15 protein-coding genes and 1 pseudogene are annotated in these 16,680 nt (G+C 73.8%); 9 read left to right on the forward strand and 7 right to left on the reverse strand.

All coding sequences use genetic code 11. From position 1 onward, the window contains the following. Window positions 1-15: 15 nt before the first annotated feature. From ABD198_RS16570 to ABD198_RS16580, 3 genes and pseudogenes are all read right to left on the reverse strand, one after another. Window positions 16-1,020 carry a HEAT repeat domain-containing protein gene (locus ABD198_RS16570; protein ID WP_344001840.1) on the reverse strand — a complete coding sequence of 335 codons (1,005 nt, stop codon included), beginning with the start codon at window positions 1,018-1,020 and terminating at the stop codon, window positions 16-18. Further along, entirely contained in the window at window positions 1,007-1,714 is a 708-nt protein-coding gene (locus tag ABD198_RS16575) for a HEAT repeat domain-containing protein (RefSeq protein WP_344001884.1), read from the reverse strand. The genes ABD198_RS16570 and ABD198_RS16575 overlap by 14 nt, the downstream gene beginning before the upstream one ends. An 83-nt stretch (window positions 1,715-1,797) precedes the next feature. Next, window positions 1,798-2,538, reverse strand: a pseudogene (locus ABD198_RS16580) (aminoacyl--tRNA ligase-related protein); the annotation flags it as partial. A gap of 181 nt (window positions 2,539-2,719) precedes the next feature. Between ABD198_RS16580 and ABD198_RS16585 the strand changes: the two are divergent. From ABD198_RS16585 to ABD198_RS16615, 7 genes are all read left to right on the forward strand, one after another. Then, entirely contained in the window at window positions 2,720-3,181 is a 462-nt protein-coding gene (locus ABD198_RS16585; RefSeq protein WP_344001842.1) for an SRPBCC family protein, read from the forward strand. A 189-nt stretch (window positions 3,182-3,370) separates the two neighbouring features. Next, window positions 3,371-4,057, forward strand: coding sequence for a FadR/GntR family transcriptional regulator (locus ABD198_RS16590; RefSeq protein WP_344001844.1), 687 nt, complete (start codon window positions 3,371-3,373; stop codon window positions 4,055-4,057). Continuing rightward, entirely contained in the window at window positions 4,054-5,580 is a 1,527-nt protein-coding gene (locus ABD198_RS16595) for a hypothetical protein (RefSeq protein ID WP_344001845.1), read from the forward strand. Before ABD198_RS16590 ends, ABD198_RS16595 begins: the two co-directional genes overlap by 4 nt. After that, window positions 5,577-7,409, forward strand: a complete 1,833-nt coding sequence (locus ABD198_RS16600; RefSeq protein WP_344001846.1) for a GMC family oxidoreductase — start codon at window positions 5,577-5,579, stop codon at window positions 7,407-7,409. Before ABD198_RS16595 ends, ABD198_RS16600 begins: the two co-directional genes overlap by 4 nt. Before the next feature lie 366 nt (window positions 7,410-7,775). Further along, the gene (locus ABD198_RS16605; RefSeq protein WP_344001848.1) at window positions 7,776-9,506 is read left to right on the forward strand and encodes a SpoIIE family protein phosphatase; all 1,731 of its coding nucleotides are present in this window, start codon (window positions 7,776-7,778) and stop codon (window positions 9,504-9,506) included. Window positions 9,507-9,555: 49 nt separating this feature from the next. Continuing rightward, window positions 9,556-10,074, forward strand: coding sequence for a DinB family protein (locus tag ABD198_RS16610; protein WP_344001850.1), 519 nt, complete (start codon window positions 9,556-9,558; stop codon window positions 10,072-10,074). 5 nt (window positions 10,075-10,079) lie between these two features. Then, window positions 10,080-10,946 (forward strand): GNAT family N-acetyltransferase, encoded by an 867-nt coding sequence (locus ABD198_RS16615; protein WP_344001852.1) that lies wholly within the window; start codon window positions 10,080-10,082, stop codon window positions 10,944-10,946. A 68-nt stretch (window positions 10,947-11,014) separates the two neighbouring features. On the opposite strand, the gene ABD198_RS16620 is transcribed toward ABD198_RS16615, so the two are convergent. The 3 genes from ABD198_RS16620 to ABD198_RS16630 all read right to left on the reverse strand — a co-directional run bounded on the left by ABD198_RS16620 (window position 11,015) and on the right by ABD198_RS16630 (window position 13,106). Next, window positions 11,015-11,518: a hypothetical protein gene (locus tag ABD198_RS16620; RefSeq protein ID WP_344001854.1), complete on the reverse strand. Its 504-nt coding sequence runs from the start codon at window positions 11,516-11,518 to the stop codon at window positions 11,015-11,017. Between the two features lie 172 nt (window positions 11,519-11,690). Further along, on the reverse strand, window positions 11,691-11,864 hold the full coding sequence (locus ABD198_RS16625) for a hypothetical protein (RefSeq protein ID WP_344001856.1): 174 nt from the start codon (window positions 11,862-11,864) through the stop codon (window positions 11,691-11,693). Window positions 11,865-11,948: 84 nt separating this feature from the next. Next, window positions 11,949-13,106, reverse strand: coding sequence for a hypothetical protein (locus ABD198_RS16630; RefSeq protein WP_344001858.1), 1,158 nt, complete (start codon window positions 13,104-13,106; stop codon window positions 11,949-11,951). 133 nt (window positions 13,107-13,239) lie between these two features. Between ABD198_RS16630 and ABD198_RS16635 the strand changes: the two genes are divergently transcribed. Next, complete coding sequence (locus tag ABD198_RS16635; protein WP_344001860.1) at window positions 13,240-14,142, forward strand: NAD-dependent protein deacetylase; 903 nt, start codon at window positions 13,240-13,242, stop codon at window positions 14,140-14,142. 95 nt (window positions 14,143-14,237) lie between these two features. Here ABD198_RS16635 and ABD198_RS16640 read toward each other — a convergent pair whose 3' ends face one another. Next, the gene (locus ABD198_RS16640) at window positions 14,238-15,653 is read right to left on the reverse strand and encodes an amidase (RefSeq protein WP_344001862.1); all 1,416 of its coding nucleotides are present in this window, start codon (window positions 15,651-15,653) and stop codon (window positions 14,238-14,240) included. A gap of 224 nt (window positions 15,654-15,877) precedes the next feature. Between ABD198_RS16640 and ABD198_RS16645 the strand changes: the two genes are divergently transcribed. Then, window positions 15,878-16,498 carry a dihydrofolate reductase family protein gene (locus tag ABD198_RS16645; RefSeq protein WP_344001864.1) on the forward strand — a complete coding sequence of 207 codons (621 nt, stop codon included), beginning with the start codon at window positions 15,878-15,880 and terminating at the stop codon, window positions 16,496-16,498. The last annotated feature ends 182 nt before the right edge of the window (window positions 16,499-16,680 follow it).

A 16,680-nucleotide genomic window follows, 5' to 3' on the forward strand; every position in this document is an offset into this window, starting at 1 on the left:
CCGTCACCGTCACCATCAGCGGGTGTCGCGGAGGCGGAGCAGGTAGGTGGCGGTGAGTGCGACGGCGCGGTCGTCGTCCTGGGCCAGCTGACGGAGGGCCCGCGTCGCCGTCCTTCCCGGGATGCCGGCCAGGGCCTGGGTGAGCCGGCCGCGAGCGGGGGCGTCGGTCGTGCCGTGGCTGAGGCGTTCGACGAGCAGGGTGGCGATCCGCTCGGCGGCCGCGCTGCCGGTCGCCAGTTCGCTCAACGCGTCGGCCGCGTCGGTGTCGTTGAGGCCCGCCACGATCATGTCGACGAGGGCCGGGACCGCCTCGGGCATCCCCCGCTCCCCGAGCGCCAGGGCGGCGGACCCGCGCACCCTGGGGTCCGGGTCGGTGAGGGCGCCGCGCAGAGGGGCGGTCGCCTCTGCGGAGGGCATCGCGGCGAGGGCCTGCACGGCACGACGGCGCACCTCGGCCGACGGTGCGCCCAGGCCCTCGGCCAGCAGGGCGATGCTCTCGTCGCCCGACCGGGCCAGCGCCCAGCGCAGGGCGCCGGCCACGATCGGATCGGTCTCGCTCAAGGCCGCCTCGACCAGGGCCTCCACCGGCGCCGGGGCCCGGTCGGCCGAGGCGAGGGCCGCGCGCTGGCGGGCATCGGCGCGCGGCGACCCCAGTGCCTGCAGCAGTGCGACGACCTCCAGGACGTCCTCCCAGCCGGCCGGGTCCGCGGCCTCGATCCGGCGCAGCCGGGTGAGCAGCTCCGTCTCGGCGGCGATGCGTTCGCGGGTCTGGCGGATGAGGTCGGCGACGAGTCCCGAGGGTGTGAACCCGGGGTCGTCGAGGGCCCGCCCGATCTCCTTCAGCGACAGGCCAAGGGACCGCAGGCTCTCGATCTGGAAGATCCGCCGGATGTCCTCCGGTGAGTACTCCCGGTAGCCGGAGCCGCTGCGGGCCGAGGGCCGCACCAGGCCGAGGGATTCGTAGTGCCGCAGCATGCGGGCACTGACTCCGGAACGCTTCGCCACCTCACCGATCAGCACGGTTCTCATGGTCCGTGATCGGTGCCCCGGTGAGGGCCACGACCCGCTTGGCCTCCTCGACCGCCGCCTCGAATCCGGCGTCCGGGTCGCACAGGAGCCGCTGTGTGGCCAGGGCGTGCGCCCGGACGTGCGGGTCGCGGGCCGTGGTCGCAGCGTGCAGGGCCGGTGCCGCGCCGTCGCCCAGGGCGACCAGGGCCTTGCTGAGGCTCAGCCGGGTGTCGTGCCCGCCGCGCCCGAGCTGGGTGGCGAGCACCGTGGCCAGGGCGGGCCCCTCGTCCTCGGGAGCGAGCACGACGGCCGCCCGCCAGGCGCTCCTCGCCACCTCGTCGTCCGGGTCGCACAGCAGCTCTTCGGTGATCGCCGGCCACGCCCGCCGGTCCCCGATCTTGGCGAGGGTGTGCAGCGCCTGGCTGCGCGCCTGCGCCCGCGCCGAGCGGAGTTCGCCCAGCAGCGCGGGCAGCGTCAGGGAGACGGGGTGGCGGGTGAGCGCCCAGGTCAGCATGTCGCGGACGAAGAACTCGGGCTCGGTCGCGCTGCGCTCGACCAGCGTGCCGACGAAGCGCGGGTCGGGCGCCGTGCCGGCCGCCAGAGCGGCCCGCAGGCGCACCGACGCCCGGGCGTCCTCCAGGCCGCTCATCGTCCGCATCGCGTCCGTGTGCTGCTGCGTCTCCGTGTCCTGCCGCGTCATGGTCATCGGGACCACCTCCATGGGCAGCAGTGAAGACCTTGTCACGGTGTCAAGGTCAAACGGCGGGATGCCGCGTCAAGGGAGTCGCATCAGGCGTGCGGCACCCCGGCGCGTGCCGGGGTCCCGCTGCCGTCCCACAGGCCGGTGCTGTGAGCGCCGACCAGGGTGCTGATGCGGGACAGCACCTCCGCGGCGGGCAAGGGGTCGAGTCGCCGGCCGTCGCGCAGGCGGAGGGCGACCAGTTCGGCCTCGGCCTCCTTGGGACCGATGACGGCCTGGTAGGGAACCAGGCGGGCCTCCCGGATGCGCGCGCCCAGGCTGCCGCGGTCGGGGCCGGCGATCTCGGTGCGCAGGCCGAGGCCGGCGCAGCGCCGGGCGAGCGCCTCGGCCTGCTCCTGCTGGCCGCCGGACACCGGGAGGATCGCCGGCTGGACGGCGGCGAGCCAGGCGGGGAAGGCCCCGCCGTGGTGCTCGATGAGGTGGGCGACGGCGCGCTCCACGCTGCCGATGATGCTGCGGTGCACCATGACCGGCCGGTGCCTGGCGCCGTCGGCGCCGATGTAGTGCAGGTCGAACCGCTCTCGCTGGTGGAAGTCGACCTGGACGGTGGACAGGGTGGACTCGCGGCCCGCGCTGTCGGTGACCTGGACGTCGATCTTGGGCCCGTAGAACGCGGCCTCCCCCTCGCCCTTCTCGTAGGGCAGGCCCGAGCGGTCGAGGACCTCGGTCAGCAGGGCGGTGGCGCGCCGCCAGGCGTCCGGTGCGGCGATGTACTTGCCGCCGGGGCCGGGCAGGGACAGCCGGTAGCGGGCCGCGCGGAAGGCCGGCGCGCTTCATGCGGGTCACCGTAGCAGAGGTGCGGGCGTCCGGTTCGGGGTATTCGCCCGGGCCCAGGGCACGTCGCGTGCTCTTCGAGGCGCGAGGAGGCCGAGGTCACGCCGGCGCACCGGATCAGTCTGATAGCCGGCCGGTCTCGCGGGTACCCGCCGCCGCGGAGAGAGGAGTTCCGGCATGAGCACTGTCAAGGAGACCGTGGACGTCGAGGTCCCGGTGGGGACCGCGTACAACCAGTGGACCCTGTTCGAGGAGTTCCCGCACTTCATGGAGGGTGTGGAGGAGGTCAGGCAGATCGACGACCGCCACAATCACTGGACCACGAAGATCGGCGGTGTGCGGCGGGAGTTCGACACCGAGATCGTCGACCAGCTTCCCGACGAGCGGATCACCTGGCGCACCACGAGCGGTGATGTGCAGCAGAAGGGCTCGGTCCGCTTCCAGCGGGTGGACGACTCGCACACGCGGGTGGAGCTGGTCATGGACGTCGAGCCGAGCGGGATCGCCGAGAAGGCCGCGGACATGACGGGGACGATCGACCGGCGCATCAAGGGCGACATGCAGCGCTTCAAGAAGTTCATCGAGAAGCAGGGCGGTGAGTCCGGAGGCTGGCGGGGCCGCATCACGCCCGGCGGCTGAGCGCGTACGGCGGACACATGCGCGGTGCGGGCCGGGTCCTGGCGACCCGGCCCGCATCGTCATGCGCGGTCGGTCGGGTCGTAGAAGCCCGTTGCGCGGCGGGAGTTGTTGCGCCGGGCATTGACGCCCTCACGGTCTGCTGGTTGAGTGGCTGATCCACTGAGCCAACAGCCCCGAGGGGAGACGCACGTGGAGCCACTGCCGCGGGAGACCATCGTCGACGTCCTGGAGGGGCGGCTGCGGGAGGACATCCTCACCGGGCGTCATCCGGCGGGGAGTTATCTGCCGCCCGAGCGGACACTGGCCGACGGCTACGGCGTCACCCGCACCACCCTCAAGCACGCCTTCGGGCGTCTGGTGCAGGCCGGGCTGCTGGAGACGCGCCACGGAGTCGGCACCCGGGTGCTGGACTATCTGCGGTTCGGCCGGGCCGATCTGCTGCCCATGCTGGTGCGGCACAGCCCCGACTGGATCGGTGAGGTGTTCGAAGTCCGGCGGCACATCGGCGCGTTGATCGCCGAACGGGCCGCCGCCCGGGCGACCGAGCGGCAGTGCGCCGAGCTGCGCGAGCTGCTGGCGAAGGTGGCGGAGGCGGAGACGGCCGACGCGGTGCAGCTCGCCGACATCGAGGTGCACCGGGCGCTGGCGCGCGCCACCGGCAACCGTGTCTATGTCCTGCTGACCAACACGCTGTTCAACGCCTATGTGCCGCTGCGCTCCTCGCTCGTCGCCCCGTTCACCGACGCGCGGGTGGCGCACGGGCGGCTGGAGCCGGTGGTGGAGGCGGTCGCCGCGGGCGACACGGCCGCCGCCCGGCGCGCGGCCGAGGAGTATCTGACGACCACCGAGCGGATCATGCTGGAGGGATTGTCATGAGCGCGCCCATGGAGAGCGGGGGCGCGCCCGGCGCCCTGGACGGCACGGACACCGGCTCCACACGCGGGACGGACGCCGGCTCCGCACGCGGCACGGACCGTGGCTCCGCACCCGTCACGGACCCCGGCTCCGCACGCGGCACCGACTTCAGCGAGACCATGCTCGGCACGCTGCGGCTCGACGAGGACCGCCGCCTGCGCCGCGTCCGTCTCGATCTCGACGTCTCGGCGGACCGGGTGCTGCGCGTCCTCGGCACGACCGAGGCCCGCGCCACCGGCCGGATACGGATCGAGGACTGGGCCGACGACCGGGCCGCCGAGGGCGAGCTGGAGATCTCGCCGCTCGCCCGGCGCCGCATCCGGTACCGCATCCGCTTCACCACCGGGGGCCGGCGGCTGCTGCTCGACGGCTGGAAGTCGGTGACGCCGCTCCGTCCTGTGGCCTCGATGACCACGCTGCCGTACACGCTGTACGAGGACGGCGCCCGGATCGGCACCGGCACCCTGCGCTTCCCCCTGACCACCCAGCTCGTGCCGTTCCTGTCGAGCTGCCGCTTCCCGCGCCGGGCGAGGCCCGGAGCGCTGCTGGAGCCCCGCTGGAGGGGTGAGCCGGGTCGTACCGAGGTCTGGTACACGACGCTCACCGATCCGAAGACCGGAACCGGACTGTGGCTGCACCACGAACTCGTCGCGCCCGCCGACGGATCCGCGCCCTACGCGCACGGCTGGGTGGCGCTCTTCCCCGCGGACGGGCCCGTGCGGCACGCCCGCTTCGGGCCCGCCCGCTGGCCCGGCGAGCGGACCGGATTCCGGTCCGACGCGGTGACCGTGCGGCCCGGGCGGCTCACCGGCAGCGCCGAGGACGGCGCGCTGGGCTGGGATCTGACCGAACGGCCGCTGGACGAGCCGCTGTTCACCTTCCCCCGCTGGTCGTGGCGCCGGCCGTTGCTGCCCGCGGCCCAGATCCTCCCCGCCGCGCGGGCCTCGTACGACGGCACGGTCACCGTCGACGGGACCACGCTGTCGCTGTCCGGCGCACCGGGAGCCTCCGCCCGGATCTACGGTCACGGCAACGCCCGTCGCTGGGCCTGGCTGCACGCGGACCTCGGTGACGGGGATGTGCTGGAGGTCGTCGCGGCCGTCTCCATGCGGCCGGGGCTGCGCCGGCTCCCTCCCCTGGTCTTCCTCCGGCTGCGCCGGGGCGGCCGCACCTGGCCGCGCCGCCCGGAGCGGACCGCCGTCGGCTGGGCGGGCGCCGGGCGTTTCCGTGCCGCCATCGGCCTGCCCGGCTGGTCGGTCACCGGCCGCGCGGGGCTGCGCCGGATCCGCGTCGAGGTCCACCAGCCCGCCGACCGCACGCTCGCCCTGGAGTACACCGATCCCGACGGCTCACGGGCGACCTGCCGCAACAGTGAACGCGCCGACGCCCATGTGCTGCTGGAGCGCTGGTGGTTCGGCGGCTGGCGCACCGAGGCCGAGTGGCGGCTCGACGGCACCGCGCACGCGGAGGTGGGCACCCGATGAGCCTCACCGGCATGGTGGCGGCCCTCATCGCCGACGACGGCACCGCCGACTGGCCGGCGCGGGTCCCCGCGCGGCTCGAGTCCTTCCTCGCCTCGCTCCCCCGCCCGGCCCGGGCCGGGTTCCGGGCGGCCGCCCGCGGTCTGGACGCCTACGCCGTGGCGCGCACCGGGCGCACCCTGGCCGCGCTGAGCCCCGGCGAGCGGGAGTCGCTGCTCGCCGGGCTCGGGCGGCGGCCCGGCCTGGTCTCGCTGCTGGACGTGCTCAAGGTTCCGGTGCTCCTCGCGTCCGGGACCGAGCACATGCTTCGGCAGCAGGGGCTGCCGCGGGTCGCGGCGCCGCCGGATCCGCCGCTCGACTGCACCCCCGTGCACGAGTGGCCGGCCCGGTCCACCGCCGACGCGGTCGTCGTCGGCTCCGGCGCGGGCGGTGCCATGGCCGCGCGGACCCTGGCGCGGGCCGGGCTGAGCGTGGTCGTCGTGGAGGAGGGACGGCACCACTCCACCCGGTCCTTCGGTGCGCGCCCGCCGGTCGAGCGTTTCGCGGAGCTGTACCGGGACGGCGGCGCCACGGTCGCCCTCGGCGATCCGCCGCTGCTGCTGCCGGTGGGCCGGGCCGTGGGCGGCACCACGGTCGTCAACTCCGGTACCTGCTACCGCACTCCGGACCATGTGCGGGCCCGCTGGAGCAGCGAGTTCGGGTTCGTGCCGGCCGACGGTCTCGACGAGCACCTCGACGACGCCGAACGCACCCTGCGCGTGGCCCCTCAGCCGCTCGACGTGCTCGGCAACAACGGCCGTCTGGCGCTGGACGGTTCCCGCCGGCTCGGCTGGCGCGCGGCGCCGCTGCGCCGCAACGCCCCCGGCTGCAAGGGCTCCTGTCAGTGCGTGGTGGGCTGCCCGACCGGGGCCAAGCAGAGCGTGCAGCTGTCCGTGCTGCCCGACGCCTGCGCCGCGGGCGCCCGCATCGTGACCGAGGCGCGGGTGGAGCGCATCCTTGTCGACGCGGACCGTCCGGGAGGGCCGAGGGCGGCCGGGGTGCGCGTACGCCGTGCGGGCGGTGACGTCGAGATTCTCTCGCCCCTCGTCGTGGTCGCCGCGGGCGCCCTGCACACGCCGCCGCTGCTGCGCCGGTCCGGGCTCGGCGGCCATCCGTACCTGGGACGCAATCTCAGTGTCCACCCGGCCACCAGCGTCGCCGGGCGCTTCGCCGAGCCGGTCACCGCGTGGCGGGGCGTGCTGCAGAGCGTCGGCGTGGAGGAGCACCATCACGCCGGGGTCCTCATCGAGGCCACGGCCACCCCGCCCGGCATGGGGTCCTTCGTGCTGCCGGGCCTCGGCAAGGAGCTGCGCCGGGAGCTGGAGGGCGCCGACCGGCTCGCCACGCTCGGCGCCATGATCGCGGACCGGCCCTCGGGCCGGGTGCTGGGCCGTGGCCGCCCGCTGCTCCGCTACGACCTGCATCCACGGGACGCCGGCCGGCTGATGCACGCGGTGCGCTCCATGGGTGAGCTGCTGTTCGCGGCGGGCGCCCAGGAAGTGCTCACCGGGATCGCCGCCCGGCCGCGGGTGCGCACCCTCGCCGAACTCGACGCCCTGCTCGCCGGTGCGAGCGCGCGGCAGGTGCATCTGTCGGCCTACCACCCCACCGGCACGGCCGCCGCCGGCGGGGACCCGCAGCGCAGTCCCGCCGACCCGCTGGGACGGCTGCGGGGTGTGCGGGGCGTGCTCGTCGCCGACGCGTCCGTGCTGCCCAGCTGCCCCGAGGTCAATCCGCAGCTGAGCATCATGGCGGCGGCCTCGGCGGTCGCCCGGGCCCATCTGGAGCGGTGACCGGCGAGGGCCGCTCTCGGCCGGGTGCGAGCTGCCCGCCCCGGTCGGGGTGCGAGCGGCGCCCCTCCCGGTCGGGTGTCGGCGCCCCGCCGGGCCGGTTCTCAGCGGCCCCTCCCGGCCGGGTGTGAGGCGTGCGGGCCGGGTGTGAACGCCGTCGCGGGGCGTCGATGCCCGGGACGGGGGTATCACCAGCGGCATGCGGAGCGGTACGGGCGGGCGCATCCTCGAAGCAGGGCGGACGTCCGGGGCAGCGGCTCCGTGACGCGATCGACTCCCGGCGGGGAGGCTGGAAAGCGGCCTCCCGGGAACACGGGAGGCTACCGCCGCCCGGGGGAGGCGGTGACCGTCGGCAGGGGAGATGAGGACATGGCAGATCCGGGCGACCGGCGAACGGCCGGCAGACCTGTCTCCCCGCCGCCCGCCGCACTCCCCGAGGGGGCGCTGGACGCCATCGGGACGGGCGCCTACGTCGTCGACGAGCAGGGCCACATCCTCGCGGTCAACGATCACGCCCTGGAGCTGCTGGCCCGGTCCCGGGAGGAACTCCTCGGCCAGGACGCGCACGATCTGCTGCACCGGGACGGCCACGGGCAGCCCATGCCGACGAGCCGCTGCACCATGCGTCCGCCCTTCCACGAGGGACGCACCGCCCAGGGCGACGGCGAGCACTTCGAGCGCGGGGACCGCACCCTGCTGCCCATCTCCTGGCTGCTCACCCCGTACGACCTCGGAGAGCACGGCTCCGGCACGCTGGTGCTCTTCCACGCCCAGCCCGAGCGCGAGGCCGGGGCCCGGCCGGGGGACACGGAGCTTCCGGTGCCGGAACTGGACCGGCTCGCGCTGCTGGCGGAGACCACCACCCGGTTGTCCTCGACGCTCGACGTGGACGAGGCGACCCACCGGCTGGTGGAGCTGGTGGTGCCGCGCCTGGCGGACTGGGCCGTGATCGACCTGATCACCGAGTGGGACGAGGTGTGGCGCACCCTGGTGGTGCACGCGGACGGCGACAAGCTGGTGCGGCACGAGGGGCTGGAGGGCCCGATGCCGCCGGTCCCGCAGGAGTCGCAGATGCCACTCTCCAGGGCATTGCGCGGGGTGGCCTCCACGCTGGCCGGCCCGCAGACCTACAACAGGGCCCCGGACTCCGGCATCGCGGTGGAGCAGCGGCGGCTGTTCGAGGTCACCGGTATCCACTCGGCGGCCATCGCACCGATCCGCAGCACCCGTGAGGTGCTGGGCGCCCTGACCCTGGGCCGCGCCCAGCAGACCGAGGAGTTCACCGCGGACGGTCTGCCGCTGCTGGAGGACATCGCCCGCCGCGCCGGTCTGGCCCTGGACAACGCCCGCCTCTACCAGCGCCAGCGCAAGGTCGCCGAGACCATGCAGAACCACCTGCTGCCCCAGATGCCGCGCGTGCCGGGGCTGGAGATGACGGTGCGCTATCTGCCCGCGCCCGACGCCTCGCACGTCGGCGGCGACTGGTACGACGCCTTCTCGCTGCCCGACGGAGCGACGGCGCTGGCCGTAGGCGACGTGGTGGGCCACGACCTGGAGGCCGCTTCCGGCATGGCACAGCTGCGCAACATGCTCCGCGCCTACGCCTGGGGCATCGAGGAACCCCCCAGCCGGATCGCCGCCCGGCTGGACGAGGCGATCCTGCACATCACCGATGTCAGCATGGCCACAATGATCTTCGCCCGGGTGGAGACGGCGGAGGACGGCAACTGGCGGCTGTCGTGGACCAACGCGGGCCATCCCCCGCCCCTGCTGATCAGTCACGACGGTCTGGTCGAGTTCCTGACCGAGGAGCACGGGCTCCTGCTGGGCACGGGAGCGAACCTGCCGCGCACCGACGCGAGCGCCGTGCTGCGCCCCGGCTCCACCCTGGTGCTCTACACCGACGGACTGATCGAGGAACCCGGCCGCACGCTCGACGACGGTCTGCACCGGCTGCGCCGGCACGCCGCCTCGCTGGCCCACCGCCGCCTGCCGTCCTTCGCCGACCAGCTGCTGCGCCGGGTCAGGCCCGCCGCCAACGACGACGACGTGGCCCTGCTGGTCCTGCGGGTGCCCGTACGATCCCGGCAACGCCCGTGATCGAAAATCCGGCGACAGACGGCGGCCCGACCCGCTAACGTCCGCCGGCATGACTTCTTCTCTTGAACGCCCTCCCTTCCAGGCCGACGAGCGCACCGCCCTGGTGGGCTGGCTGGACCTGCAACGGCAGATCCTGCGCTGGAAGTGCGAGGGCCTCAGCGAGGCGGATGCGCACCGCTCCGTCGTCCCGACCTCACCGCTGATGACGATGGCCGGGCTCATATCCCATATGCGGTGGGTCGAACACTGCTGGCTCGAGGTGCTGTTCCTCGGCGGGGACAAGACCGCCAACCCGGCCTTCGACGAGAAGGCCCCGGACGACGCCGACTGGGATACCGGGGGCCGCACGCTGAGGGAGCTGCTCGCCGACTACGAGGCGCAGTGCGCCCGCAGCAACGAGATCGTGGCCGCCGCCTCCCTCGACGACGTGGGCCGCCACCCCGAGTTCCGCTCCGCCAAGGCCAATCTGCGCTGGATGCTGATCCATCTCATCGAGGAGACCGGACGGCACGCCGGTCACGCCGACATCGTCCGCGAACTGCTCGACGGGGCGAAGGGCTACTACTGACGGGCATGACGATCGGCTTGGGCGTCCCGGGCCCCGGTGAACTCGGCGGGACGGTGGGCGTGTTGCGCGACTGGCAGAGCGACGAGGCGCCGATGCAGCTGCACCCGGGCGACGTGGGCTGGTTCTGGCGCTTCGGTGCGGCCCGGACCGCCGCGGCCCTGCGGACGTGGCGGCGCGGCGGGCGGATCCTCGCGGTCGGCCTGCTGGACGGCGACCGGTTGCTGCGCCTGGCGACCGCGCCGGACGCCCGGCGGGACGAGGGGCTGGCCCGGCGGATGGCCGCCGACATCACCGCGCCGGCGCGTGGTGTGCTGCCCGCGGGGAGGGTGAACGTCGAGGCGCCGGCGGGTTCGCTGGTCCAGGAGCTGCTGGCCGGGAGCGGCTGGCTCCTCGACGAGCCCTGGACGCCGCTGCGCCGCGACCTCAGCGAACCGGTGCCCGAACCGGCCGTGCGGATCGAGGTGGTGGGACCGGAGCGGGCCGCGGTGCGGGCCGCCGTGCAGCGGGCCTCGTTCGACGGGTCGGCGTTCACCGAGGAGCACTGGCATGCGATGGCGTCCGGCGTCGCGTACACGGATGCCCGGTGCCTGGTCGCGTACGACGACCAGGGCGCGGCGGTGGCCGTGGCGACGGTGTGGTCGGCCGGTCCGGGCAGGCCCGGGTTGCTCGAACCGATGGGGGTGCAGCGGGAGCATCGCAGGCGCGGTCACGGCACGGCGATCACGGTCGCGGCGGCGGCAGCGCTGCGCGAGCTGGGCTCGTCCAGCGCGCTCGTCTGCACGCCGAGCGCCAACCGGGCGGCCGTGGCCACGTACCGGGCGGCGGGCTTCCGGTCCTGCCCCGAGGTCAACGACCGGTACCGGCAGGGCTGATGACGCCGGCACCGGTGAACCCCGGCCGTGGCGGCCGGGGGTTCACCTCCGTCCGGCGGCTGGAACGCTCAGCAGCCGCCGCAGTTGTAGTACGTGACGTCCCAGTGGTTGCCCTCGTCGGCGTAGACGTTGCCGGAGGCCGAACGCCACTGCGGGGCCCCGTCACCGCGCACACCGATGTAGGTGAAGGAGTTCTTGATGTAGTTGCCGACGCAGGTGCCCTTGCTGAAGTCCAGCTTGTAGCCGTTCCAGTGCGAGTACGTCCCGGAGGCGTGGCCGGTCTCCGTGCCGCCGGTGATGTTCAGCGCGCAGCCGCTGGCCCGCTTCAGGGTCTGGGCGCCCTGGGCGGTGGCCAGGTTGAGCTGCTCGAAGGACGTGCAGGTGGGCTTGTTGCGGTCGGAGCAGTTGCCCGACGACGACCAGGTGATGCCGACCTCGCGGAACATCGAGGTGGCGGTGGAGTGGCTGATCTTCGTGACGGCGAAGGCGTCGGTGGCGGTGCCCATGACGACGGCGCCGGGAGCGACGACCAGGGAGAGCGCGGTCACTATTGACCTGAACCTGACAGCCATGGGGGATTTGAGATGTTTCACGTGGAACCTCCTGCGAATGCCGTGTGGGGATTGACCGTGCAGGTGGTGCTGGGTGTTGCCAGGTCGTGCCGGTGGTGCGGAGCGCACCGGTCGTGCAGGTGGTGCGGAGCGCACCGGTCGTGCAGGTCGCGCAGGGAGATGATGCCGGTGTCTACGCGCGTTGGCCAGAGGGCGGGCGCCCTGGCGGCTCATCAATGAGGCGGGTGGCCAGGCGATAGGTCACCTCGATGTCCCGGTACTGGCGGCCGGCCACGACCGATTCGGGCAGATTGACCCGCCGGCTGCGGGACACCGAGTCGCGCTCGCGCGTGCCGGAGAAGGTCACTTCGGTGAGGGGCTGCTCGTCGAAGAGGAGGCGGTCGCCGCGGACGGTGGCGTCGAAGGAGATGTCCGGCTCGGGGTCAGGCGTTCACGGCGGTTCGGGGGGCTCCTCCGGGGGGCGGCGGCGGACGGGCCGCTTGGCTCCGGCCGACCGCCGTTTGGCGCTGCGCGAGGCCGAGGCCGAGCTCTTCGCGGTACCGGCTGCCGCATCCTGTGCGGTGCCACCCGCCTCCTCGGTGGTGTCGCCGACCGTGCGTGCGGCCCGACCGCCGGTGTCCTCGACCGTGCGTGCGGCCCGACCGCCGGTGTCCTCGACCGTGCGTGCGGCCCGGCCCCCGGCTTCTTCCGCCGTGCGTCCGGCCCGGCTGCCGGCCTCCTCCGCCGCGCGTCCCGCCCGTCCACCGGCCTCCTCGACCGTCCGCCCGGCGCGGCCGCCGACGTCCTCCACGGTGCGCCCGGCGCTCTCACCGACCTCCTCGGCAGCGCGACCGGCACCTCTGCCGACGCCCTCCGCCGCGCGACCGGCGCCCTCCGCCGCCCGCCCGGCGCCACCGCCGACCTCCTCCGCCGCGCGCCCCGCACCGCTGCCCACGTCCTGCACGGCCCCTCCGGCGCCACGCCCGACGTCCTCCACGGCACCCCCGGCACCACGGCCGACCTCCTCCACAGCGCCCCCGGCGCCGCGCCCGACATCCCGCACGGCACCGCCAGCTCCCCTGCCGACCTCCTGCACCGCTCCCCCGGCACCCTCGCCGACATCCTCGACGGCCTGCCCCGTGCCCGTGCCGATCTCGCGGACGGCCTCGCCGGCGCCACCGCCGACCTCCTGCACGGCGGCACCGATGCCGCGGGTCAGGTGCTCCAGCATCTCAGGGTTGCGGTCGAGCGTGGTCAGCACCCGGTCCACAATCCGGGCGACGTTGTCCAGGCGCACCCTGAGCTGGGCCTGTGCCTCCACCCCGGCGATGCGCAGATGGACCCTGCCCAGGCTGACGTCGGCGCCCACGCTCAGCCGCAGCAGGTCCAGCACCTCCGCCTTGAGCGAGACATGCGCCCGCAGGTCCTGGACCTCCAGGTCGATCTCCTCGACCTGGACCTTGGGCACGTCGAGGAAGACGTCGGGCGTCGAATCGTCGTCGCCGTAGCCGTTGTTGTAGCCGTTGTTGTAGGCGTCGGCGTCCTCGTACTCCTCGGCGTCGCCCTCATAGACCTCGGCGTCCTCGGCGTTCTCGGCGTCGTCCTGCATCGCTGCGCCTCCGTATGCCTGTGCGCGGCCCGTCTGCGCCGGTCCCTGCAAGTCTCCCACTCAGGGACACTCCGGTCATTTCAGAAAAACGGCACAGGATTGCTGCGCGCGGCCCGTTCCGTACCCTGGCGGCATGCGGATGCGCCCCACTCTGAGCTGGACCCCTCCCGCGGACCTGCCGCCGGGCAGCACGGACTTCGAGCGGGTCGTCGATGCGCTGCGCGCCGGTGGGGTGCTGGTGCTCAGCGGTGCGGGCATCTCCACGGAGTCCGGGATTCCCGACTACCGGGGCGAGGGCGGCAGCCTGAGCCGGCACACCCCGATGACGTACCAGGAGTTCGCCGCCAGTGCGCGGGCGCGGCGCCGGTACTGGGCCCGCAGTCACCTCGGCTGGCGCACCTTCGGCCGTGCCCTGCCCAATGCGGGGCACCGGGCGGTGGCGGCGCTGGAGGCGCACGGCCTGGTCTCCGCCGTGATCACTCAGAACGTGGACGGACTCCATCAGAGGGCGGGCAGCGGGAACGTCGTGGAGCTCCACGGGAGTCTCGCCCGGGTCGTCTGCCTCACATGCGGTGCCGCCAGTCCGCGCGCGGAGCTGGCCCGGCGGCTGGAGGAGGCCAATCCGGGCTTCTCCCCCACGGCCGCGGGCATCAATCCGGACGGGGACGCCGACCTCACCGACGCCCAGGTCGGGGACTTCCGTGTGGTGCCGTGCACGGTCTGCGGCGGCATCCTCAAACCCGATGTGGTGTTCTTCGGCGAGGCCGTCCCGCCGCAGCGCGTCGAGCACTGCCGCCGCCTGGTCAGGGAGGCCGCCTGTCTGCTGGTCCTGGGCTCCTCGCTGACGGTCATGTCCGGGCTCCGGTTCGTCCGCCTGGCGGAGCGGTCCGGGAAGCCGGTGCTGATCATCAACCGTGACCCGACCCGGGGCGACACCCACGCCCTCACCCGTGTCGCCCTGCCGCTGGGGGCCGCCCTGACGGGCGTGGCCGAGCGGCTGGGTGTTCAGGTCGCCGAGCGTGTCGCGGCGACCTGAACAGTCCGAGCGAAGAGGCGCGGACCGGCCCGAACGAAGACGCGGACCGGACTCCGCCGGCCTGACGCGTACTCAGACGCCTGGGCAGCCGGCGGTCACAGGTCCTGGATCCGCCGGAAGCGCTGCTCGGCCTCCAGCTCGAACGCGACCTCCAGCAGCTTGCGTTCGCTTCCTGGGCGCCCGGAGAACATGACGCCGATGGGCAGTCCGTCGTCCGTGGCGCTCGCTGCGGGGACGGACATCGACGGAGTGCCGGCCACGTTGTCGACCGGGGTGAAGGCGACGTAGGCGAGGATCCGTTCGACCAGCGTGGTGTACGGGACCGTCGGGCTGAGGTGTCCGAGCGGCGGCGTGGTGTGGGCGAGCACCGGGGAGAGCAGCAGGTCGAAGCCGCGGAAGGCTGCCGCATAGGCCACCTTGGTGCGCTTGAGCCGGCGCAGCACCCCCGGCGTGCGGCGCCAGTTGCGCAGGTAGTCCTCGCGCAGCCCCCGGCTGAGGCCGTCCATGCGGCGGTGGTCGAAGTCCGGGCCGAGGGTGCGGCCCGTGACGCCGAGCAGGAACGACAGCATGCCCCAGAAGACGAGGAAGTCGTCGGTGAAGCTGGGGTCGATGTCCGGTGCCACCGGCTCCAGGGTGTGGCCGAGCCGTTCGAGGGTCGCCGCGGTCTGCTCGACGGCCGCTCGCGTGGCGGCGTCGGAGCGGACGCCGTTCGGGGAGTCCAGCAGGAAGCCGATGCGCAGGCGTCGCTCCGAGGGGCCCTCGACCAGGCCGACGGGCGGGAGTTTCGGATTGCGCTTGTACGACTCGGCGGCGGCGAGGAACGCGGCGGAGTCCCGCACGGTTCGGCTCACGATGCCGTCGCTGACGATGTCTATGGGGAGCTGACGGCTCTGCGCGTTGGCCACCACCCGGCCGCGGGTGGGCTTGAGCCCGACCAGTCCGCAGCAGGCCGCGGGGATGCGGATGGAGCCGCCGCCGTCGTTGGCGTGGGCGATGGGCACGGCGCCGGCCGCGACGAGCGCGGCGCTGCCGCCGGACGAACCGCCCGCCGAGAAGCCCGTGTTCCAGGGGTTGCGGACGGGGTCGGCGCCCTCGTACTCGGTGGTGGGGCTGAAGCCGAACTCCGGCATCCGGGTCTTGCCCAGGACGGTGACGCCGGTGCCGAGGAACTGCCGGGCGAACGGCGCGTGGCGGCGGGCGGCCCTCGGGGTGAAGGCGGCGCTGCCGTGCCCCGTGGGCAGGCCCTGGTAGTCGGTGTTGTCCTTGACGAACGTCGGCACTCCGGCGAGCGGGCCGTCCGCCCGCGTCGCGTGCTCCGGTGCGTCGATGAGCAGTTGGACCGCGTTGAGCCGTGCGTCGACGGCCCGCACCCGCTCGGCCGCGGCCCGGGCCGCTTCGGCGGCGCTCACCTCGCCGCGCCGGATCGCCTCGGCGAGACCGACGGCGTCGTGGTCTCCCAGTGCGTCGTCGCGGAAGGCGTGCACCGTGGTCCGTTCTTCGAATGTCGTCACCGCTGTTCGGCCCCCGGCTCTGTGGAACGTTGGACCTCCATCATTCCTTACCCGCGAGTAACACGCGAGGGTTTCGCGCATCCTCGTGCAACCGATCTGCGTCCTCCCCGAGGCTGGGGTTCCGGGGCCGGCGACATGACGGCTTTGCCACCCCTCGACCAGAGCGAATGACACAATACGGGGTGAATGGGGCGCGACTGCCTCGTCCGGAGAGGGAGACACGGATGACCCGGCACACAGGCAAGGTGGTCTGCGACATCACGATCTCGGTCGACGGGTACTCGGCCGGGCACCACCAGACCGAGGAGCGCCCGTTCGGCGACGACGGCGGGGACGGCACGGGCGCGGGGCTGCACGCCTGGATGTTCGACACGCCGGACGAGAACCGGGCCGAGCTGGCGCGGCTGGGCTCCGCCCGGGCGTTCATCATGGGGCGCAACATGTTCGGCCCGGTGCGCGGCGAGTGGGACCGGAAGTGGAACGGCTGGTGGGGCGACAATCCCCCGTTCCACGCCCCGGTGTTCGTGCTGACCCATCATGCGCGCAAGCCGCAGCCGATGGAGGGCGGCACCATCTTCCACTTCGTCACCGACGGCATCGAGTCGGCCCTGGAGCAGGCGCGTGCGGCGGCCGGTGACGGCGATGCGGCGATCCAGGGCGGCGCGACCACGGTCAACCAGTACCTCACGGCGGGCCTGATCGACGAACTGCGCCTGCACATCGCCCCGCTGACGCTGGGCGGCGGCACCCGCCTGTTCGAGGGCGTGCCGCCGCTCTCCCTCGAGCAGGTCGGGTCCCGGGCGGCGAGCCAGGTCACGCATGTGACGTACCGCCTGCCGCGCTGAGCCACCGGCCCCTGAGCACGAGTTGGCACCCGCCCGGCGTCGGGCGGGCGGGCGCCACCGCCGCGTAGCGGAGGGGAGCGGCTCGGGGCTAGGTCGTTTGGATCAGCCTGCGGGAATCGCCGGCGCCTTGTCAGCACCGGTGAGCGGGGTCTGGTGCGTGCAGCTGCAAGGCGGAGGAGGGC

Origin of the sequence: Streptomyces thermocarboxydovorans (genome assembly GCF_039524635.1) — a bacterium.
In the GTDB taxonomy this organism is placed as follows: domain Bacteria; phylum Actinomycetota; class Actinomycetes; order Streptomycetales; family Streptomycetaceae; genus Streptomyces; species Streptomyces thermocarboxydovorans.